Origin of the sequence: Hydrogenophaga flava NBRC 102514, assembly GCF_001571145.1 — a bacterium.
Classification (GTDB): domain Bacteria; phylum Pseudomonadota; class Gammaproteobacteria; order Burkholderiales; family Burkholderiaceae_C; genus Hydrogenophaga; species Hydrogenophaga flava.
In genome coordinates, this window is the sequence record NZ_BCTF01000006.1 from 24,731 (window position 1) to 44,087 (window position 19,357).

The window sequence follows — 19,357 nt, forward strand, 5'->3', positions numbered from 1 at the left end:
TCAACTGCAACCAACCGGCGCCAGCGCGCCAGCGACCTGTAACAAGGCCATGGCTGGCGCTATGCTGATGTCATGAGCACCCGACGGAAGATCCAGCTGCGCGAAACCGTGACCGGCGACGACCCGTCGGCGGTGCCGTCCGCCACTCTGATCGTCCTGCACGGTCTGGGGGCCGACGGGCAAGACTTTGCGCCGCTGGTGACCGAGCTGGACCTGTCGTCCGCCGGGCCGGTGCGCTTCGTGTTCCCCAACGCCCCTCTGCGCCCCGTGAGCATCGGCGACGGTGAACCCATGCGCGCCTGGTACGACCCGCGCCCGGTGGCCGCCGAGACCGGTGCCGTGTCGACGCAGGACGAAGAGGGGCTGCGCGCGTCCTGCGAGATCGTGCAGGCGCTGATCGACCGCGAGGCGGCGCGCGGCGTGCCACCCGGCCACGTGGTGCTGCTGGGCTTCTCGCAGGGTGCGGTGATGACGCTGATGGCGGGCCTGCGGGCCCCCCAGCGGCTGGCCGGTCTGGTGGTGCTCTCCGGCTACCTGCCGCTGTCGATTGCGACCGAGGCCGAGGCCAGCCCCGCCAACCGCGACGTGCCGATCTTCATGGCCCACGGCCGGCAGGACCCTGTGGTGCTGCCCCAGCGCGCCGAGTCTTCGCGCGACAAGCTGCTGCGCATGGGCTACGACATCGCCTGGCACGACTACCCGATGGGCCACGAGGTCTGCCCGCAGGAGATGCGCGACCTCAACGGCTGGCTGTCGGTGCTGCTCGCACCCTGGCAGTGAGCGCAGCGGCGCGCCGCGTTCGCCAGGTTGATGGTCAGGCGGCTGTACCGATCCAGGTTCTTCAGGTGTCACCGCTCTGCGACGTAGTGCGACATGTGCGCACTCTCCCCGGGTGCCAGAAACCCCCGCACTTCCGCTTCGAGCGTGTGGTCGGCCACGGTGGCGCGGGCGCGCTGGTGCAGGTAGTCGGCCCACGAGGCGACGATGAAACGCTCCACATAGCGCGAGGGTTCGCCCAGGTCCTTGTAGACGCGCCAGAAGGTGGCACCGTCGCGGCGGCGCGGCGCCTTCATGCGGCTGATGGTGTCCAGGAAGGCCTTGTCCTCGCCGGCCCGGATGCGGTAGCCCACTTCCACGGCCACCGGGCCGGCCTCCGGGTTGGGTTCGGCCTCGACAAACAGCTCGTCCCAAGGGGTGCCCTGTGTCACTTCGTGCGCTTCGCCCACGCGCAGCGGGAACGGGCGCGCCAGCAGCAGGCCCGCGGCCATCAGGCCCCCTGCGGCCACCAGGGCGGTCGTGAGGCCGGTGATGTCGGACAGCGCACCCCAGAACGCCGAGCCGATGGCGAACGCACCGAGCGAGGCCACGATGTGCAGCGCCACGGCGCGTGAACGAACCCAGGCCGGTGCACTGGCTTGCGTGGCGGTGTTGAAAGTGGACATGGCCGCCATCCAGGCCGCACCGCCCACGGCCATGGCGGCGTACACCAGCAGCGGTACCCGCACCCAGGCGGCCAGCAGCATGACGGTGGCGAACGCCACGCAGGCCACGGCGATGATGGCTTCGAGCCCGAAGCGGTTGCGCAGGCGACCGATCACCAGGCCCGAGGCCACCGCGCCGGTGCCCATGCAGCCCATCAGCAGGCCGAAACCCTGCGCGCCTGTGCCGAGCTGGCGCTGCGCGATCACCGGCAGCAGTGCCCACAGGGCCGAGCCGGCGGCGCTGTAGGCCATCACGCGCACCAGTTGCGCCAGGATGAGTCGCGAGTGCCAGGCGAAACGCAGACCGCTCAGCGTGCCGCCCCACAGGCGCTCGGCCGGCAGGCGCGAGGGTGGGTGGGCCTTGGGCGGCCAGCGGCGGATCGATTCCCACATCACCCCTGTGGTGAACACCGTCACCACGAACACCCAGCCGGCACCGAGCATCGCAAACAGCAGGCCGGCCAGCGTGGGACCGATGGCGCGCGCCGCGTTGTAGGCGATACCGATGGCCGTGATCGCCTGCGGCCATTCGTCGCGCGGCACCGGGTCGATCACCGACGAGTTCCAGGCCGGGGTCAGCACGGCCGTGCAGCAGCCGCACACGAACACCAGGAACAGCACCGAAGCCGGCCCGCCCCAGCCGCCAAGCACCAGCAGGGCCAGCAGCACGCAGGCCACCACCTGCGCGATCAGCGCGCCCGAGATCAGGCGGCGGCGGTCGGTGGTGTCGGCCAGTACCCCGGCTGGCAGCGCCAGCAGGAACATGGGCAGGAAGACGGCGGTCTGCACCAGTGCCGCCAGGAAGGACGAGCCGGTCAGCTCGACCATGAGCCAGGCCGCTGCCATGGTCTGCATGCCGCTGCCGATGAAGAAGACTGCGCCACACAGCCAGAGCCCGCGAAAAGCGGGTTGTCGCAGGGGGCTCCAGATGGAGTGGGAGGGGGTCATCGGGCCATTGTCCCCGCAGGGGCTCAGGTCCGTCGAGCGGCCTCGGCCAAGACCCTGGCCAGGCGGTTGTGCCGCTCCACCAGAGGCCCCAGGTCGACGGTCGCCAGCCGGCCTTCCCGCACCACCACATTGCCGTTGACCACCGTGTACGCCGCCTGCGGGCTGGCGCAGAGCAGCAGGCTGGCCACCGGGTCGTGCACGGCGCCGCCGGCAAAGCCCAGGGTGCGCAGGTCGAACAGCGCCAGGTCGGCGCACATGCCCGGCGCCAGGTGGCCGATGTCTTTGCGGCCCAGCACCTGCGCGCCGCCGCGGGTGGCAAGGTGCAGCGCGTCGCGTGCGGTCATCTCGGCCGGGCCCAGGTCGCAGCCGAAGAAGGTCTTGCCGTCGCGGCTCTCGGGGGCTGAGAGCGCGCGGCCCACCCGCGCCAGCAGCAGCGCCTGCCGCGCCTCGTTCACCATGTGCGCGCCGTCGTTGCTAGCGCTGCCGTCCACGCCCAGACCCACCGGCACGCCCGCGTTGAGTATGCGGCGGATGGGGGCGATGCCGCTGGCCAGGCGCATGTTGCTGCAGGGGCAGTGCGCCACGCCGGTGCGTGTGGCCGCGAACAGCGAGATGCCCTCGTCGTCGAGCTTGACGCAGTGCGCGTGCCAGACGTCGTCGCCCAGCCAGCCCAGCTCCTGCGCGTACTGCGCCGGGGTCTTGTTGAACTTCTCGCGGCTGTAGGCGATGTCGTGGTCGTTCTCGGCCAGGTGGGTGTGCAGGCGCACCCCCAGGCGCTTGAAGCTGCGCGCGAGCGCGGCGCTCTGTGTCATCAGCGCGGGGCTGACGGAGAACGGCGAACACGGCGCCAGCGCCACCTGCACCATCGCGCCGTGATCGGCGCTGTGCCAGGTCTCGATCAGGCGCTGGCTGTCTTTCAGGATGGCGTCCTCTTTTTCCACCACGCGGTCGGGCGGCAGGCCACCTTGCGACTGGCCCACGCTCATGCTGCCGCGGCTGGCGACGAAGCGCATGCCGATCTGCTGCGCCGCTTCGATGCTGTCTTCCAGCCGCACCCCATTGGGATAGATGTAGAGGTGGTCGCTGCTGGTGGTGCAGCCGCTCATCAGCAGCTCGGCCATGGCCACCTGGGTCGAGACCTGCACCATCTCGGGCGTGAGCCCGGCCCAGATTGGGTAGAGCCCGCGCAGCCACGAAAACAGCTCGGCGTCCTGCACGCCGGGGATGGCGCGCGTGAGCGACTGGTACATGTGGTGGTGGGTGTTCACCAGGCCGGGCGTGACCAGGTGACCGCACGCGTCGATGGTCTCGCCAGCCGATTCGCGCAGCGCGCGCGGCAGTTCGGCCGTGGGGCCGATCCACTCGATGACGTTGTCGCGCACAAACAGCGAAGCGTCCTTCAGCTCACGCCCTTTCGAAGGGGCGGCATGGTCGAAGGTGGCGATGCAGGCGGCGTTGTGGATCAGCAGGGAGTTCATGTCACTTCAACCAGTAGTTCGGTTTGGAGAAAGTCTTCTTCAGGTGCTCAATGAAAAAGCGCACCTTGGCCGGCAGGTGGCGCTGCTGCGGGTACACGGCCAGGATGTCGTAGGCGGGCAGGGCGAACTCGTCGAGCACGGTCACCAGCTCGCCGCGCTGCAGCTGGGCCTGGATCTCCCAGGTGCTGCGCCAGCCCAGGCCCAGGCCCTCGCTGACCCAGCGGTGCAGCAGCTCGCCGTCGTTGCAGTCCAGGTTCCCCTCGGCACGCACTGTCACGGTCTTGCCGTCCTGCTGGAAGTACCAGCCGCGCTGCTGGCCGCCCTGCAGGTTGAAGGCCAGGCAGTTGTGCTGCGCCAGGTCGTCCAGCGTTTGCGGCTTGCCGTGTTTGCGGAAGTAGGCCGGCGTGCCACACACCACGCGCTGGTTGGTGGCCAGCTTGATCGCGACGAAGTTCGGGTCGATGGCGCCGCCGATGCGGATGCCCATGTCGTAGCCCTCGCGCACCAGGTCCACCACGCGGTCGGTCAGATTGAACGAGAGCTTGACCGCAGGGTGGGCCTTGAGGAAAGCGCTGGCGTGCGGCGCCACGTGCAGCCGCCCGAAGGCCGCGGGCGCGGACACGATGAGGTGGCCGCTGGCCTGGTGCTTCTGCGCCGCCACGCTGGCCTCGGCCTGGGCCCACTGCGCCAGCAGCGGGCGGCATTCGTCCAGGAAGCGCGCGCCCGCGTCGGTCAGCACCAGTCGCCGGGTGGAACGGTGCATCAGCTGCGTGCCCAGGCGCCTCTCCAGCGCATCGATGCGCCGGCCCATCATCACCGGGGTGATGCCGGCGTGCAGCGCGGCCGAGGCAAGGCTGCCGTGCTCCATCACCTGCACGAAGGCTTCGATTTCCTTGTAGCGGTCCATGGGCTCATGTTAGCGGCGCGATTGCATACCGCAAGTATCGAATCACCTGACCGGCGGTGGCATTCACAAGAGCGTATGACCTCCATAGCATCGAACCCAGTTCACAACCCACTGGAGACAGGCATGGCCAAGATGAAAGCCGCGATGGCGGCGGTGCTGGTGATGGAGAAGGAAGGCATTGCGCAGGCCTTCGGCGTGCCAGGCGCGGCCATCAACCCGCTGTACGCGGCGCTGCGCGAGCGCGGCAGCATCGCCCACGTGCTGGCCCGCCACGTGGAGGCCGCCTCGCACATGGCCGAGGGCTATACCCGCGCCCGGGCCGGCAATATCGGTATCTGCATTGGTACCAGTGGCCCGGCCGGCACCGACATGATCACAGGCCTGTACTCCGCCAGCGCCGATTCGATACCGATTCTCTGCATCACCGGCCAGGCGCCGCGCGCCCGCCTGTACAAGGAAGACTTCCAGGCGGTGGACATCGAGAGCATCGCCAAGCCGGTGACGAAGTGGGCCGTGACGGTGCGCGAGCCGGCCCTGGTGCCGCGCGTGTTCCAGCAGGCCTTCCACCTCATGCGCTCGGGCCGACCCGGACCGGTGCTGATCGACCTGCCCTTCGACGTGCAGATGGCCGAGATCGAATTCGACATCGAGACCTACGAACCGCTGCCGGTCTACAAGCCTACGGCCACGCGCAAACAGATCGAGAAGGCGCTGGACATGCTCGCCGCTTCGAGCAAGCCGCTGATCGTGGCCGGCGGCGGCATCCTCAACGCCGACGCGGCCGACCTGCTGGTCCAGTTCGCCGAACTCACCGGCGTGCCGGTGATTCCCACGCTCATGTGCTGGGGAAGCATCCCCGACGACCACCCACTGATGGCCGGCATGGTAGGCCTGCAGACCAGCCACCGCTACGGCAACGCCACCATGCTGGCGAGCGACTTCGTACTGGGCATCGGCAACCGCTGGGCCAACCGCCACACCGGCAGCGTCGAGACCTACACCCGGGGCCGCAAGTTCGTGCACGTGGACATCGAGCCGACGCAGATCGGGCGCGTGTTCGAGCCCGACTTCGGCATCGTGAGCAATGCGAAGGCCGCACTGGAACTGTTCGTGCAGGTGGCGCGCGAGCGCGTGACGGCCAAGGCCTGGCCCAGCTATACCGACTGGGCCGAACGCTGTGCCGAACGCAAGCGCGTGATGCTGCGCAAGACGCACTTCGAGCAGATCCCCATGAAGCCGCACCGCGTGTACGAAGAGATGAACCAGGTCTTCGGCCGCGACACGGTGTACGTCAGCACCATCGGCCTCTCGCAGATCGCGGCGGCGCAGTTCCTGCACGTCTACGGCCCGCGCCAGTGGATCAACTGCGGCCAGGCCGGCCCGCTGGGCTGGACGCTGCCGGCCGCGCTGGGCGTGGTGGCGTCGGACCCCACGAAGCAGGTGGTGGCGCTCTCGGGCGACTACGACTTCCAGTTCCTGATCGAGGAGCTGGCCGTGGGCGCGCAGTTCCGCCTGCCCTATGTTCATGTGCTGGTCAACAACAGCTACCTGGGCCTGATCCGCCAGAGCCAGCGCGGTTTCGACATGGACTACTGCGTGCAGCTGGCCTTCGAGAACCAGAACGTGCCCGAGGACGCCGGCGAGCTGCGCGGCTACGGCGTGGACCACGTGGCCGTGGTCGAAGGCCTGGGCTGCAAGGCCCTGCGCGTGACCGACCCCGAGCAACTGCAGGGCGCCCTGCGGCAGGCGCAACAGATGGCCGCCGAGCACCGCGTGCCGGTCGTTGTGGAATGCATACTGGAGCGGGTCACCAACATCGCCATGGGCACCGAGATCGACAAGGTCGTGGAGTTCGAAGACATCGACTGCCGCGCAGCGCAGGGTCTCGAAACCGCGGGTCTTCTTGATTGAGCACAACAACAAAGGAACACCACATGCCGCAATTTGCTGCCAACCTCTCCATGCTCTGGAACGAGCTGCCCTTCCTCGACCGATTCGACGCCGCGGCGAAGGCCGGTTTCAGGGCCGTGGAGTTCCTGTTTCCCTACGACTTCCAGGCCGAGGACATCGCCGAGCGCCTGCAGCGCAACCGGCTGCAACTGGTGTTGCACAACCTGCCGCCGGGCGACTGGGCCGCGGGCGAACGCGGCATGGCCTGCATTCCCGGCCGCGAAGACGAGTTCCGCGCCGGCGTGGCCAAGGCCGCCGCCTACGCGCCGGTGATCGGTGTGCAGCGCTGGCACTGCATGGCCGGCCTGATGCCCGCGGGCGTGAGCGAGGCGCAGGCGCGCGCCACCTGGGTGGGCAACGTGCGCTACGCGGCTGCCGAAGCGAAGAAGCTGGGGCTGCCGCTGCTGGTCGAACCCATCAACAGCTTCGACATGCCGGGTTACTTCGTCAACCGCCCGCGCCAGGCCATCGCGCTGATGGACGAGGTCGGTGCGGACAACGTCTTCCTGCAGTACGACATCTACCACGCGCAGCGCATGGAAGGTGAGCTGAGCAACACCATCAAAGACCTGCTGCCGCGCATCGCCCACATGCAGCTGGCCGACACGCCCGGTCGCCACGAGCCTGGGACCGGTGAGATCCACCACCGCAACGTCTTCGACCACATCGACGCGCTGGGCTACAGCGGCTGGATCGGCTGTGAGTACAAGCCGAAAGACGGCACGCCGGGCGGCACGGACCGCGGCCTGGGCTGGATCGCGGCCCACCAGCAGACGCTCTGAACTGAGCCTTCAAGGAGACAAGACACATGACCAAGAGCGGAACCAAAGTCGGCTTCATCGGCCTGGGCATCATGGGCACGCCCATGGCGCTGAACCTGATCAAGGCGGGGCACATGCTGTTCGTGTCCAGCCGCAGCAAGATCCCGGCCGAGCTGGCCGAGGCGGGCGCCACGGTCTGCACCAACGCCACCGAGGTGGCCAAGCGCGCCGACGTGGTCATCACCATGGTGCCGGACACGCCGCATGTGCAGGACGTGCTGTTCGGCGAAACCGGCGTGGCCAAAGGACTGTCGGCCGGCAAGGTGGTGGTGGACATGAGCTCCATCAGCCCGATGGCGACCAAGCAGTTCGCGCAGCAGATCAACGCGCTGGGCTGCGACTACCTCGATGCGCCGGTCAGCGGTGGCGAGGTGGGTGCCAAAGCGGGCAGCCTGACCATCATGGTCGGCGGCCCTGAAGCGGCCTTCGAGCGCGTCAAGCCGCTGTTCGAGGCCATGGGCAAAAACATCACCCTGGTCGGAGGCAACGGCGACGGGCAGACCACCAAGGTGGCCAACCAGATCATCGTGGCGCTGAACATCGAAGCCGTGGCCGAGGCCCTGCTGTTCGCCAGCAAGGCCGGCGCCGACCCTGCCAAGGTGCGCCAGGCGCTGATGGGCGGCTTCGCGGCCAGCCGCATCCTGGAGGTGCACGGCGAGCGCATGGTCAAGCGCACCTTCAACCCGGGCTTTCGCATCGAGCTGCACCAGAAGGACCTCAACCTCGCGCTGCAGGGCGCGAAGGAGCTGGGCGTGAGCCTGCCGAACACCGCCAGCGCGGCGCAGCTGATGCAGAGCTGTGCGGCGCATGGCCTCGCTGGTCTCGACCACTCCGCTTTGTGCCGTTCGCTCGAACTCATGGCAAACCACGAGATCGCCCCAGCGCCGACCGCCTGATGCACCGCTAGACTGCGGCGACGATGACCAAGCCCAACGTGAACGATCCCCGCGCCCTGCTGCGCCACCTGTACGACGTGGCGGTGCAGCGCGCGCTGCCCTTGCACAACACGGCCGCGCACCTGCCGGCGCTGCCCAAGGGCCGCACGCTTGTGCTGGGGGCTGGCAAGGCGGGTGGGGCGATGGCGCAGGCGGTCGAGGCCCTGTGGCCAGCCGGCGCGCCGCTGTCGGGCCTGGTGGTCACGCGCTACGGCCACACGCCGCCGCGTCCTGCGGGTCTGGCGCAGCGCATCGAGGTGGTGGAGGCGGCGCACCCGGTGCCGGATGCGGCGGGTCTTGAGGCCGCGCAGCGCATCCTGGCCCTCACCCAGGGCCTGACCGCAGACGACTTGGTGCTGTGCCTGATCTCCGGCGGCGGCTCGTCGCTGCTGACCCTGCCCTGCGAAGGCCTGACGCTGCAAGACAAGCAGCGCATCAACCGGCAGCTGCTGGAGAGCGGCGCCCACATCGGCGAAATGAATGCTGTGCGCAAGCACCTCTCGCGCATCAAGGGCGGGCGCCTGGCCGCGGCCTGCGCACCGGCGCGGGTCGTTACGCTGACCATCAGCGATGTGCCCGGCGACGACGTGAGCGTGATCGCCAGCGGGCCGACCGTGGCCGACGCGACGACCTGCGCCGAGGCGCTGGACATCCTGCGCCGCTACGGCATCGACGTGCCGCCCGCGGTGCAAGCACAGCTGGAAAACGGCGCGCTTGAAACCCCCAAGCCCGGCGACCCGCGGCTGGCGCGTAGCGAGACCCACCTCATCGCCACGCCGCAGCAGAGCCTGGACGCCGCGGCCGAAGCCGCCCGCGCGCTGGGCCTGCGCGCTTATGTGCTGAGCGACGAGATTGAGGGTGAGTCGCGCGAGGTCGGCAAGGTGCACGGGGCGCTGGCGCGCTCCACCGCGCTGGGCCGCAGCAGCTTCGAAGCACCCTGCGTGATCCTTAGCGGCGGCGAGACCACGGTGACGGTGCGCCCGCGCGCCGAATGCCAGCCCAAAGGGCGGGGCGGCCGGGCCGGCGAGTTCTGCATGGGCCTGGCGCAGGCGCTGGGCGGGCAGGCGGATGTGTGGGCGCTGGCGGCGGACACCGACGGCATCGACGGCGTGGAGGACAACGCCGGCGCGCTGGTTGCGCCCGACACGCTGGCGCGCGCGGCGGCGCAGGGCCTGAAGCTGGCCGACCACCTGGCGCGCAACGACGCGGTTGGTTTCTTCGAACCCCTGGGCGATCTGGTGGTCACCGGCCCCACGCACACCAACGTCAACGACTTCCGCGCGCTGCTCGTGACCCGGCCGTAGTCCATGCATGCACGTTTGTGCATGTTGTTATTCTTGTTTGTGCACGATATGATGCGTGCATGAACACGGACATCCCCCTGGCGCGCCGCGACCAGATTGCTGCGCGACTGGCCCAGGGCCAGTCTGTGGTGGCCGCCACGCTGGCGGACGAATTCCAGGTCTCGGAAGACGCGATCCGCCGCGACCTGCGCGCGCTGGCCAGCGAGGGCCTGTGCCGCCGCGTCTATGGCGGCGCGCTGCCGCCGCTGCCCGGCGCCACCCCGATGGCGGTGCGCATGGACGAGCGGCGCGAGCGCAAGGCCGCGCTGGCGCGGGCGGCGGTGGCCATCATCGAACCCGGTGAGTTCCTGTTCCTGGACAGCAGCAGCACCAACCTCGCGCTGGCGCAGTGCCTGCCGTCCGAATACGCCCTCACCGTGGCCACCAATTCGGTGGACATCGCCGCTGCGCTGCTGCGCCGGCAGGACGTGCACCTGATCATGGTCGGCGGTGCGGTGGACCCGTTGGTGGGTGGCTGCATCGACGCCACCGCCGTGCTGGCAGTGGGGCAGATGAACATCCAGCGCTGCTTTCTGGGCACCTGCGGCGTGCTGGTGGACACGGGCATCTGCACGGTGGATGCGGCCGACGCCGCCTTCAAGCGCGCGCTGCGCGTCGCCAGCCAGCGCTGCGTGGCGATGGCCACCAACGACAAGCTCGGCCTGCTGCTGCCGCACCGCGTCACCCCCACCCGCGAGATCGACCACCTCGTGGTCGAACACGACGCCGACTTCGCCTTCCTGAAGGCGCTGGCGAAGCAGGGCACGCAGGTGCTCAAGGCAGACCGGCCGGAGTGATGCATTCATGACCACCGCTGTGTTGACGGAGCGTGCCGATCGGCCCGCCACCCGCCTGGCCACGCGCCTGGCGTTTCTCGTCGCCGGTTTCGGGCTGGCCTGCTGGGCGCCGCTGGTGCCGTTTGCCAAGCAGCGCCTGGGGGTGGGCGATGGCGTCCTGGGCGCCTTGCTGCTGTGCCTGGGCATCGGTTCGGTGGTGGCGATGCTCTGGGCCGGCTGGTTCAGTGCGCGCCATGGCAGCCGGCCGGTGGTGATCGCAGGCGGTCTGGGCGTGGCCCTGCTGCTGCCGCTGCTCGCGCTGGCGGACGCGCCGCTGACGCTCGGCCTGGCCCTGATGCTGTTCGGCGCCGCGCTCGGCTCGCTGGACGTGGCGATGAACGTGCACGCCCTGGCGGTCGAGCGCGACGCTGGCCGGCCGCTGATGTCCGGCTTTCATGCGCTGTTCAGCGTGGGCGGTCTGCTGGGCGCGGCCTTCATGACCGCGCTGCTGTCGGCGGGCTGGTCGCCCCTGGCGGGCACGCTGCTGGGCTCGGGGCTGATGCTGGCCGCGATGGCTCTGGTGGCGCCGCGCCTGCTGCGCGCCACGCCCGCCGCCGAAGCCCCGGCGCTGGTCTGGCCGCGCGGACCGGTGCTGCTGCTGGCGCTGCTGGCGGGCGTGTGCTTTCTCGTTGAAGGCGCGGTGCTCGACTGGAGCGCGCTGCTGCTGACCGAAGGCGGTCTGCTGGCCGCGGCGCAAGGGGGCCTGGGCTTCATGGTGTTTTCGGTGGCCATGACCGCGGGGCGCTTCGGCGGCGACGCGCTGTGCACCCGCCTGGGCGACCGGGTGGTGCTGACGGCCGGCGGTCTGCTGGCGGTGGGTGGCTTTGTCCTGGTGCTGCTGGCGGGGTCGGCGGGGCTGGCGATGGCGGGCTTCTTCTGCATCGGGCTGGGCGCCTCCAACCTGGTGCCGGTGCTATTCCGGCGCGCCGGGGACCAGACCGTGATGGCGCCGGGTCTGGCGATCGCGGCCATCTCGACCACCGGGTACGCCGGCGTGCTGCTGGGCCCGGCCGCCATCGGCTTCGTGTCCCATCTGGTGGGCCTGCCCATCGCCTTCGCCCTGTTGGCGGTCCTGCTCGCCCTGCTGCCCCTGTTGGCCCACCGCGTGGTGGCGCGCCCTGCCTGAAGGACTCTCCATGAAACTGGCCCACATCGCCCTCTGGACGCGCGACCTCGACGCCGCCGCCACGTTCTGGCAGACCTATTTCGGCGCCAACGTCGGCGAGCCCTACCGCAGCCAGCGCCGGCCCGGCTTTGTCTCCCGCTTTGCTGCGCTGCCCGGCGGCGTGCAGATCGAGCTGATGACCGGTCCCTGGATCGAGGCCTTCCCCGACGCCGAGCGCCCGGGCTGGGACCACGTGGCCCTTTCGCTGGGCAGCGCCGAGGCGGTCGATGCCCTAGCGGCGCGCTGCCGCCAAGACGGCTGTCTCGTCTCGGGGCCGCGCACCACGGGCGACGGCTTCTATGAAGCGGTGCTGGCCATGCCCGATGGCACGCGGATCGAAGTCACGGCCTGAACCCTCGTCGCCGCACGCACAGGGTCTCCCTGGCAGGACCTTGCCTCCGGACAAATGGGCGTTGTCCGCGGTGCTGTTTCAGGCTTACCGCCACCCGTGGGCCTTTGAGAATGCATCCGCAGCATCCGCTCAAGTGCGGGTGCCAGGCGCCGATGTACAGAGACCCGACGCCCTGCGAACGGGTGTGCCTACAACCCAGATGTCCCGGAGACGACCCCAATGAAAACTGCGCGGAAATGGTCGGTGATCAACAGGCTGTACGCCGTTTTTGCACTGACTGGCCTCTTGATCGCAGGACTGCTTGTCATGGGCTACAGCTTGCAGCTGCGCCATCAGAGCACCCTGGATTCGGTGATCGATGTGGAGTACAGCCGCATGCGGCAGGTCTCCGAGTGGCAGCTGGTGGCCACAGGAACGACCGTACGGATCGTGGCGATCAACCGGGGTTCCGACCCTGGTCTGGCGTCTTTGTTCGGTCCCGAGATCGGGCCCCGCATCGAGATCATCGACAAGCACCTGGCCGATATCAAGAAGTGGGCCACGGAGCCGGAACAACTTCAGGTTGTTGGCAAGATCGATGCGACCGGACCGCTGATCATGGCGGCGCTCGGAAAAATGGCCAAGAGCCGCGAAGCTGGCGATGCGGACGCAGCACTCAAGACCTTCGAGCAGGAGTTCATGCCCCAGGTCGAGGCCTATCACAAGAGCGTCGACGAGTTCGCGGCGCTGCAGGCCAAACGGCTGAATGCCTCCATTCGTGAGCAGCAGGCCCGCGAGCAGACGCTCTTCTGGACAGGCAATGTGGTCGTGCTGGTTCTTGTGGTCCTGGCTGGTGTGCTCATGGTGCGTCTGGCGCAGCACATCAAGGCGCGCCTGCGGGAGTCTGTCGAGCAGGCCCATGCGGTCGCCGCGGGCGACCTCACGGTGCGATCCCGCTACCGTGGTGGCGACGAGTTCGGCGTGCTGATGCAGTCCATGGACGCGATGGCGGAGGGACTGGGCTCGGTGGTTCGCAACGTGCGCCAGGGCAGCGACCAGATTACGGGCGCATCCAGCGAAATCGCCCAAGGCAACCAGGACCTTTCAGAACGCACCGAGCGCCAGGCCAGCCATCTGCAGCAGACCTCCGGAACCATGGAGCAGCTCACCGATGCCGTGCGCCACACCGCCGACAACGCGCGTGAGGCATCCAGGCTGGCGACCGATGCCAGCGAAATCGCCCACCGCGGCGGCGAGGTGGTGGGGCGCGTGGTGGAGACCATGACGCAGATCCAGCAGTCGTCCGGGCGCATTGGAGAAATCACCGGCGTGATCGACAGCATCTCGTTCCAGACCAACATCCTGGCGCTCAATGCCGCTGTGGAAGCGGCGCGTGCGGGCGAACAGGGCCGTGGTTTTGCCGTGGTGGCGGCGGAGGTCCGCACCCTGGCCCAACGCTCCGCTTCGGCGGCCAGGGAGATCAAGGAGCTGATTGCCGACTCTTCCGACAAGGTGCGCGCGGGCGGAGAGCAGGTGAACGCAGCAGGGCAGACCATGTTCGAGCTGGTCTCTTCCGTGAAGAAGGTCACGGGCCTGATCGAAGACATCAGCCGGTCGGCCGAGGAACAGCGCAACGGCATTTCGGAAGTCAGCCGGTCCGTGGCCGAAATCGACCAGTCCACGCAACAGAACGCCGCGTTGGTCGAGCAGGCGGCGGCCGCGGCGGGGGCGATGAGGGAACAGGCGCGCCATCTCGACCAGGTGGTCAAGACCTTCCGGATCTGAGCGGTGTTGTCGGTGCTGCCCGAAGCCGACAGCTGATCCACAGGCCGACCGTTTTGGCTCGGCGGGGCCGGTTACAAACCTGGTCGGCGAATCGTTTCTAATTACGCCCTGCCGCTGGCGACCCCGCCGGCGCAGCGCCGGCCCCTCGCGGGCCGGCAACACCCCCTTCAGAATCGATTCACCACCGGCGCCCTCCGGGGCGCTGCGGACCCGTTTTGCGCAGTTCCTTCCACCACGCTGCTCCTTCTGCCCTGGCGCGCCAGCTTGCGCGAGCGCTGCCCGCGGGCGCGTCGCCCGACGCGCCGCGGCAGGACGTGGCCGAGCGCCTGGGTGGGTGGCTCAACGTGGCCGAGACCATCCAGCTGCACGCCGCACAGGCGGCGATCGAGGCGGCCGGTGCGGCGGCCGCCCGCCGCCCGCCCCGCACCGGGCCGGCGGCACTGCACGCCACGCTGAGTGCCGAGCTCGACCGTGTGCGCGCCGTGCTGACCCGCTCCATCACCACCGCGCCGGCCCACAAGCCCGATCCGAACGACCTCGACACCGAGTTCGCGCTGTTCCACCAGCGGCTGGGCGACCAGCAGCGCCGCATGGAGATGAGCATCGACGCGCTGCGCGAGCACGTGCGCCAGCAGCTGGCCCAGTCCACGCCGGCCATGGCGCAGCTGGCCGCCACCGACGCCGTGATGGACGGCTTCTTCGGTGGGCGTGAGCAGCGCCTGCTGTCCACCCTGCCGGCCTTTCTGAAAGCGCGCTTTGCGGCGCTGCGCCGCGAAGCGGCCCAGGCCCGTGAATCCGACGCGCCCGACACACCCGACGACCTGCGCTGGCTGCAGACCTTCGCGGCCGAGTTCGAGCAGACCCTGCTCGCCGAACTCGACCTGCGCCTGCAGCCCGTGACCGGCCTGATCGAAGCCCTTGCCCATGAGCACTGAAACCTCCACTTCCCGTCCTTACCGCGCACTGTCGTTTTTGGCCTTCATCGTGGGCCTGGCCGCCGTCGCCTGGGTGGCCAGCGGCTTCGTCGGCAGCAGCGCCTTCGCGCTGGGCATGACGCTGCTGATCGGCGCCGTCTACCTGGGCGGCGCCTGGGAGCTGCGCCGCTTCGGCCAGACCACCGCCGCACTGCACACGGCCATGGCCGGCGTGCCGCAGCCCCTGGCCCAGCTGGCCGACTGGCTGCCCAGCGTGCCCGCGCCGCTGCGCCACGCGGTGCGCCAGCGCATCGAAGGCGAACGCAGCGCCTTTCCGGGCCTGGCGCTCACGCCCTACCTGATCGGCCTGCTGGTCATGCTGGGCATGCTCGGCACCTTCCTGGGCATGGTGGTCACCTTCAAGGGCGCCGTGTTCGCGCTCGAAGGCTCGGCCGATCTGAACGCCATCCGCGCTGCGCTGGCCGCGCCCATCAAGGGCCTGGGCCTGTCCTTCGGCACCTCGGTGGCGGGTGTCGCCACCTCGGCCATGCTCGGCCTCATGGCGACGCTGGCGCGGCGCGAGCGCGCCCAGGCCCAGCGCACGCTGGACGCACTGGCCGCCACCACGCTGCGCCCCTTCTCGGCCGCGCACCAGCGCCAGCAGAGTTTTGAGGCCCTGCAGCGCCAGGCCGAGGCCCTGCCCGCGGCCGCGCAGCACCTGCAGACGCTCATCGAGCAGGTCGAGCGCCGCAGCCAGCAGCTGGACGAGGCCCTGCTGGCCCGCCAGGCCGAGTTCCAGCGCGAAGCCGCTGCTGCCTACACCGGGCTGGCGAAGTCGGTGGAACAGTCGCTGCGCGAGAGTCTGGCCGCCAGCGCCCGCGCCGCCACCGACAGCCTGCAGCCCGTGGTGCAGCAGGCCATGGCCGGCATCGCCGCCGAGTCCAGCCGCCTGCACGAGGGCGTGAACGCCGCGGTACAGGCCCAGCTCGAAGGCCTGTCGGCCCGCTTCAGCGCCACCACCGCCACGGTGGCCGACACCTGGACCCGTGCGCTGGACCGGCACGAGCAGGGCAGCCAGCAGCTGCTGCAAGGCCTGGGCGAGTCGCTCACCGCCTTCAACAGCGGCTTCGACCAGCGCGCCGGCCAACTGCTGGCCAGCGTGCAGGCTGCACAGACTGAGGCCCAGACCCTGCGCGCCCAGGCCGAACAGCAGCAACAGGCTGCGCTCACCGGGGCGCTGGAGCGCATGGCGCAGGACCTGCGCCACCAGTGGCAGCAGGCCGGCGACCAGACACTCGCGCAGCAGCGCGCCTTGCTGCAGGCGCTGCAAGACACCGCCACCCGCCTCACGCAGCACAGCAGCGAGCAGACCGACCGCAGCCTGGACGGTGTGGCCCGCCTCATCGCGCAGACCGAGGCCCTGGTGCAAGCGCGCACCGCCAGCGAAGCCGCGTGGACCCAGCAGCACGCCCAGCGCATGGACGAGCTGGCCGCGCTGTGGCGCAGCGAACTGGCTGCCCTGCACGAGGCCGAGCTGCAGCGCCAGCAGGCCCGGTCCGAACAGCAGGGCCAGGCCTTCAGCGCCCTTTCGCGGCAGTTGCAGACCCTGCGCGACGAGGAGGCCGCGCGCGGCGATGCCGCCGTGCAGCGCCTGGCCGATCTGCAGGCCGCGCTGGCGACCCAGCTCGCCACCCTGGGCACGGCGCTGGAAGCACCCATGGCCCGCCTGATGCAGACCGCGTCCGAAGCGCCCAAGGCCGCGGCCGAGGTGATCGGCCAGCTGCGCGAGCAGATGAGCCGCCTGGCCGAACGCGACAACGCCACGCTGGGCGAGCGCGCCGAGCTGGTGGGCCAGATCGGCACCCTGCTGCAGCAGGTGCAGCAGACCACGGGCGAGCAGCGCGCCGCCATCGAACACCTGGTCGGATCGGCCACCGGCGTGCTCGACCGCGTGGGCCAGCAGTTCGCCGACACCGTGGGTGCGCAGGCCGGCCGCGCCGAGGCCATGGCCGAACAGGCCGCCACCAGTGCGGCCCAGCTGGTCAGCCTGGGCGAGGCCTTCCAGCAGGGCACGCAGCAGTTGGCCGCCAGCCACGAGCAGCTGGTGCAGAACCTGCAGAAGGTCGAGAGCGCCATCGGCCAGTCGCTGGCGCGCAGCGACGAGCAGCTCGCCTACTACGTGGCGCAGGCGCGCGAGGTCATCGACCTCTCCATCAGCGCGCAGCAGGGCATCGTGGAAGACCTGCGCAAGCTGCGCGGGCCGGTCGCCAAGGCCGCTGCAGGGGCCCTTGCATGAGTGCCTTCCACGACACCGCCGAGGAGCACCTGGCCGACGGCGACGACAGCGCCGAAATGACGGCGCCGGTCTGGGCCGTGTTCGGCGACCTCATGGCCGGTCTGGTTGGCGCTTTCGTGCTGGTCTTCATCGGCGTGCTGCTCACCCAGGTGGATCTGGTCAACAGCCTGCAGAGCGAGATCGCCAAGCGCCAGCAGGAAGAGGCCCGCCGCATGGCGCTGGAAAAGGCGCTGGCCGTGCCGCTGGCCAGCGGCCGCGTCACGCTCAACAACGGCCGCATCGGCATCAGCGGCAGCGTGCTGTTCGACTTCAACTCCGACCAGCTGCGCCCCGAAGGCGAACAGCTGCTCAAGGCCCTGGTGCCGCCGCTGCAGGTCTATCTTGGCGAGCGCGACGAGATGCTCATGGTCAGTGGCTTCACCGACAACAAGACCGTGGTCAAGGGGCCCAGCCAGCGCTACGAAGACAACCTCGAACTATCGGCCCAGCGTGCGCTCACCGTCACGCGGGCGCTGATCACCAGCGGCATGCCGCGCTCGCGCGTGTTTGCCGCCGCCTTCGGCGCCGAACAGCCCGTGGCCAGCAACGCCGACGAACAGGGCCGGGCGCTCAACCGCCGCGTGGAAATGGCGCCGGTGCCGCGCGCCAGCGCCGCCGCGGGAGACGCCGGAACACCGGCCGTCCGACCCTGACGATGAAGCCGTCTGCCCTGCGACCCGCGCCCCTGGCCGAGCTCAATGCCCACATCGAGCGCGCGTCGGCCGCCGCGCGCGACGGGGTGGTCGGCGGCGGTGGCCCCTGGCCCGAACTGCGCAGCGCGCAGCGCTTTCGCGAAACCTGGGAGCGCATCGGCGCCGAGGTGCAGGTGCAGCGTGCGCTGGACCGCGCCCCGCCCAACGCCGGCCCGCTCAACCCCCAGCGCCTGATGCTGGAGACCCTGGCCCGCATGGGCGATCTTTCACCGCACTACCTGCGCCGTTTCCTGACCCATACCGAGACCCTGCTCTGGCTGGAGCAGGCGCATGGCTTGCTCCGGTCGCCCACGGCGGGCAAGGGCGGGGCGGGCAAGCCGGCGAAAGCCGGCCGCAAGAAGGCCTGAGCACCGCGCCCCAAGGCTTCAGGTCGGGGCTGGCTGTGCCGTGGTGGCGGCTGCACCACCGAGACATCCGATGCCCGCCAGCGTGGCCTCAATAGCGGAGTCCAGAGGCGTGTGCGGTTCGTGGCCCAGAAAGGCCACCAGGCGGCTGTTGTCCATGCGCACTTCCTGCTGCCAGAGGTACCTCATTTCGAGCAGTTCCCTGAGCGTCGCCACGAACGGGGACAGCAGACGCACCATCCACCAGGAAAACGCCTTGAGCCGGGGTTCTTCAAGGCCGTGGCGGGTCATCACGCGCTGGATGGCCCGGCCGAACCCGAGGCCGTCGGCATCCCAGTGGCCTGCCATGTGGAAGCTGGCGAACGCCGGCAGCTCGTGGCGCCGCCGGGCCAGTTCGACCATCGTGCGGGCCACGTCCGGCAGGAACGCGAACTGATGCCCCACGCCGGCACGGCCGGGCAGTTGCACCGTCCGTGCCACCGAACCCGGCTTGACCATGCCTTGCGTGAACCAGCTGTTGCCGCAGCGCGGCCCGAAAAAGTCGCCGGCGCGCACGACGATCACCCGGATGTCGCCCGCCTCGGCGGCCGTGGCCAGGCGCCGCTCCAGCTCCACGCGGATCGCCCCTTTTCGGGTGACCGGGCGCTGCGGCGAGCGCTCGTCCAGAACAGGGAAGGCATCCGGCCCGTAGTTGTAGACCGTGCCCGGCAACACGACATTGGCGCGATGCGCACGGGCTGCCGCAATCGTGTTGTCGATCATCGGCAGCACCAGCTCGGACCAGCGGCGGTAGCCCGGCGGGTTGACGGCGTGCACGATCAGTGCACAACCACGCGCGGCGGCCGACACAGCGGCGGCATCGAGTGCGTCGCCGCTGATCCATTCGATGCCGCCCGGGTTCGCGGCGGTCGCTGCGGGACCTCGCCTGAGGCCACGGACGCGCCAGCCTGTGTCCAGCAGTTGGCGAGCCACCTCGCCGCCGATGCCTCCGGTGGCGCCCAGCACCAGTGCGGTGGGTTGTTCCTTCATCTTCACTCTCCAGTGGGTTGCGATGAAGGGCATTGTTGGATG

General features: G+C 69.7%; 17 protein-coding genes. 13 read left to right on the forward strand and 4 right to left on the reverse strand.

Features of this window, described 5'->3' with window-relative positions; translation table 11 throughout:
• Nucleotides 1-72 precede the first annotated feature (72 nt).
• Nucleotides 73-780, forward strand: a complete 708-nt coding sequence (locus HFL01S_RS07115) for an alpha/beta hydrolase (protein WP_066256665.1) — start codon at nucleotides 73-75, stop codon at nucleotides 778-780.
• A 68-nt stretch (nucleotides 781-848) separates the two neighbouring features.
• On the opposite strand, the gene HFL01S_RS07120 is transcribed toward HFL01S_RS07115, so the two are convergent.
• The 3 genes from HFL01S_RS07120 to HFL01S_RS07130 are packed head-to-tail and all read right to left on the reverse strand — an operon-like array spanning nucleotide 849 to nucleotide 4,814.
• Nucleotides 849-2,429 (reverse strand): MFS transporter, encoded by a 1,581-nt coding sequence (locus HFL01S_RS07120; RefSeq protein WP_066256667.1) that lies wholly within the window; start codon nucleotides 2,427-2,429, stop codon nucleotides 849-851.
• A 23-nt stretch (nucleotides 2,430-2,452) separates the two neighbouring features.
• The gene (locus tag HFL01S_RS07125) at nucleotides 2,453-3,907 is read right to left on the reverse strand and encodes an 8-oxoguanine deaminase (protein ID WP_066256670.1); all 1,455 of its coding nucleotides are present in this window, start codon (nucleotides 3,905-3,907) and stop codon (nucleotides 2,453-2,455) included.
• A gap of 1 nt (nucleotide 3,908) precedes the next feature.
• Nucleotides 3,909-4,814 carry a LysR family transcriptional regulator gene (locus HFL01S_RS07130; RefSeq protein ID WP_066256674.1) on the reverse strand — a complete coding sequence of 302 codons (906 nt, stop codon included), beginning with the start codon at nucleotides 4,812-4,814 and terminating at the stop codon, nucleotides 3,909-3,911.
• A 123-nt stretch (nucleotides 4,815-4,937) separates the two neighbouring features.
• Between HFL01S_RS07130 and gcl the strand changes: the two genes are divergently transcribed.
• The 12 genes from gcl (at nucleotide 4,938) to HFL01S_RS07190 (ending at nucleotide 18,289) form a co-directional block, all read left to right on the forward strand.
• On the forward strand, nucleotides 4,938-6,725 hold the full coding sequence (gcl, locus tag HFL01S_RS07135) for a glyoxylate carboligase (RefSeq protein ID WP_066256677.1): 1,788 nt from the start codon (nucleotides 4,938-4,940) through the stop codon (nucleotides 6,723-6,725).
• 23 nt (nucleotides 6,726-6,748) lie between these two features.
• Entirely contained in the window at nucleotides 6,749-7,546 is a 798-nt protein-coding gene (gene hyi, locus HFL01S_RS07140) for a hydroxypyruvate isomerase (RefSeq protein WP_066256679.1), read from the forward strand.
• 26 nt (nucleotides 7,547-7,572) lie between these two features.
• Nucleotides 7,573-8,481 carry a 2-hydroxy-3-oxopropionate reductase gene (gene glxR, locus HFL01S_RS07145; RefSeq protein ID WP_066256682.1) on the forward strand — a complete coding sequence of 303 codons (909 nt, stop codon included), beginning with the start codon at nucleotides 7,573-7,575 and terminating at the stop codon, nucleotides 8,479-8,481.
• A 23-nt stretch (nucleotides 8,482-8,504) separates the two neighbouring features.
• On the forward strand, nucleotides 8,505-9,824 hold the full coding sequence (locus HFL01S_RS07150) for a glycerate kinase type-2 family protein (protein ID WP_066256685.1): 1,320 nt from the start codon (nucleotides 8,505-8,507) through the stop codon (nucleotides 9,822-9,824).
• 59 nt (nucleotides 9,825-9,883) lie between these two features.
• Complete coding sequence (locus HFL01S_RS07155; protein ID WP_066256687.1) at nucleotides 9,884-10,660, forward strand: DeoR/GlpR family DNA-binding transcription regulator; 777 nt, start codon at nucleotides 9,884-9,886, stop codon at nucleotides 10,658-10,660.
• 7 nt (nucleotides 10,661-10,667) lie between these two features.
• Nucleotides 10,668-11,825 carry an MFS transporter gene (locus HFL01S_RS07160; RefSeq protein WP_066256689.1) on the forward strand — a complete coding sequence of 386 codons (1,158 nt, stop codon included), beginning with the start codon at nucleotides 10,668-10,670 and terminating at the stop codon, nucleotides 11,823-11,825.
• Nucleotides 11,826-11,835: 10 nt separating this feature from the next.
• A complete protein-coding gene (locus HFL01S_RS07165) occupies nucleotides 11,836-12,216 on the forward strand; it encodes a glyoxalase/bleomycin resistance/extradiol dioxygenase family protein (protein WP_066256692.1) in 381 nt (126 codons plus the stop codon).
• Between the two features lie 306 nt (nucleotides 12,217-12,522).
• Nucleotides 12,523-13,980 (forward strand): methyl-accepting chemotaxis protein, encoded by a 1,458-nt coding sequence (locus tag HFL01S_RS07170; protein WP_169802316.1) that lies wholly within the window; start codon nucleotides 12,523-12,525, stop codon nucleotides 13,978-13,980.
• Nucleotides 13,981-14,195: 215 nt separating this feature from the next.
• Complete coding sequence (locus tag HFL01S_RS07175; protein WP_066256697.1) at nucleotides 14,196-14,915, forward strand: DUF3348 family protein; 720 nt, start codon at nucleotides 14,196-14,198, stop codon at nucleotides 14,913-14,915.
• Complete coding sequence (locus HFL01S_RS07180) at nucleotides 14,905-17,190, forward strand: DUF802 domain-containing protein (RefSeq protein WP_066256700.1); 2,286 nt, start codon at nucleotides 14,905-14,907, stop codon at nucleotides 17,188-17,190. The genes HFL01S_RS07175 and HFL01S_RS07180 overlap by 11 nt, the downstream gene beginning before the upstream one ends.
• Nucleotides 17,187-17,882: an OmpA family protein gene (locus tag HFL01S_RS07185; RefSeq protein ID WP_066256703.1), complete on the forward strand. Its 696-nt coding sequence runs from the start codon at nucleotides 17,187-17,189 to the stop codon at nucleotides 17,880-17,882. The genes HFL01S_RS07180 and HFL01S_RS07185 overlap by 4 nt, the downstream gene beginning before the upstream one ends.
• 2 nt (nucleotides 17,883-17,884) lie before the next feature.
• Nucleotides 17,885-18,289 carry a DUF2894 domain-containing protein gene (locus tag HFL01S_RS07190; protein ID WP_066256706.1) on the forward strand — a complete coding sequence of 135 codons (405 nt, stop codon included), beginning with the start codon at nucleotides 17,885-17,887 and terminating at the stop codon, nucleotides 18,287-18,289.
• 18 nt (nucleotides 18,290-18,307) lie between these two features.
• On the opposite strand, the gene HFL01S_RS07195 is transcribed toward HFL01S_RS07190, so the two are convergent.
• Entirely contained in the window at nucleotides 18,308-19,315 is a 1,008-nt protein-coding gene (locus HFL01S_RS07195) for an NAD-dependent epimerase/dehydratase family protein (RefSeq protein ID WP_066256709.1), read from the reverse strand.
• Between the last annotated feature and the right edge of the window lie 42 nt (nucleotides 19,316-19,357).

Coding starts and splice junctions, on each gene's coding strand:
- HFL01S_RS07185 (WP_066256703.1), top strand. CDS start 17,187: ATGAGTGCCTTCCACGACACCGCCGAGGAGCACCTGGCCGACGGCGAC.
- HFL01S_RS07130 (WP_066256674.1), bottom strand. CDS start 4,814: ATGGACCGCTACAAGGAAATCGAAGCCTTCGTGCAGGTGATGGAGCAC.
- gcl (WP_066256677.1), top strand. CDS start 4,938: ATGGCCAAGATGAAAGCCGCGATGGCGGCGGTGCTGGTGATGGAGAAG.
- HFL01S_RS07165 (WP_066256692.1), top strand. CDS start 11,836: ATGAAACTGGCCCACATCGCCCTCTGGACGCGCGACCTCGACGCCGCC.
- HFL01S_RS07170 (WP_169802316.1), top strand. CDS start 12,523: ATGGGCTACAGCTTGCAGCTGCGCCATCAGAGCACCCTGGATTCGGTG.
- HFL01S_RS07160 (WP_066256689.1), top strand. CDS start 10,668: ATGACCACCGCTGTGTTGACGGAGCGTGCCGATCGGCCCGCCACCCGC.
- HFL01S_RS07180 (WP_066256700.1), top strand. CDS start 14,905: ATGAGCACTGAAACCTCCACTTCCCGTCCTTACCGCGCACTGTCGTTT.
- HFL01S_RS07115 (WP_066256665.1), top strand. CDS start 73: ATGAGCACCCGACGGAAGATCCAGCTGCGCGAAACCGTGACCGGCGAC.
- hyi (WP_066256679.1), top strand. CDS start 6,749: ATGCCGCAATTTGCTGCCAACCTCTCCATGCTCTGGAACGAGCTGCCC.
- HFL01S_RS07125 (WP_066256670.1), bottom strand. CDS start 3,907: ATGAACTCCCTGCTGATCCACAACGCCGCCTGCATCGCCACCTTCGAC.
- HFL01S_RS07190 (WP_066256706.1), top strand. CDS start 17,885: ATGAAGCCGTCTGCCCTGCGACCCGCGCCCCTGGCCGAGCTCAATGCC.
- HFL01S_RS07195 (WP_066256709.1), bottom strand. CDS start 19,315: ATGAAGGAACAACCCACCGCACTGGTGCTGGGCGCCACCGGAGGCATC.
- HFL01S_RS07155 (WP_066256687.1), top strand. CDS start 9,884: ATGAACACGGACATCCCCCTGGCGCGCCGCGACCAGATTGCTGCGCGA.
- HFL01S_RS07120 (WP_066256667.1), bottom strand. CDS start 2,429: ATGACCCCCTCCCACTCCATCTGGAGCCCCCTGCGACAACCCGCTTTT.
- HFL01S_RS07150 (WP_066256685.1), top strand. CDS start 8,505: ATGACCAAGCCCAACGTGAACGATCCCCGCGCCCTGCTGCGCCACCTG.
- glxR (WP_066256682.1), top strand. CDS start 7,573: ATGACCAAGAGCGGAACCAAAGTCGGCTTCATCGGCCTGGGCATCATG.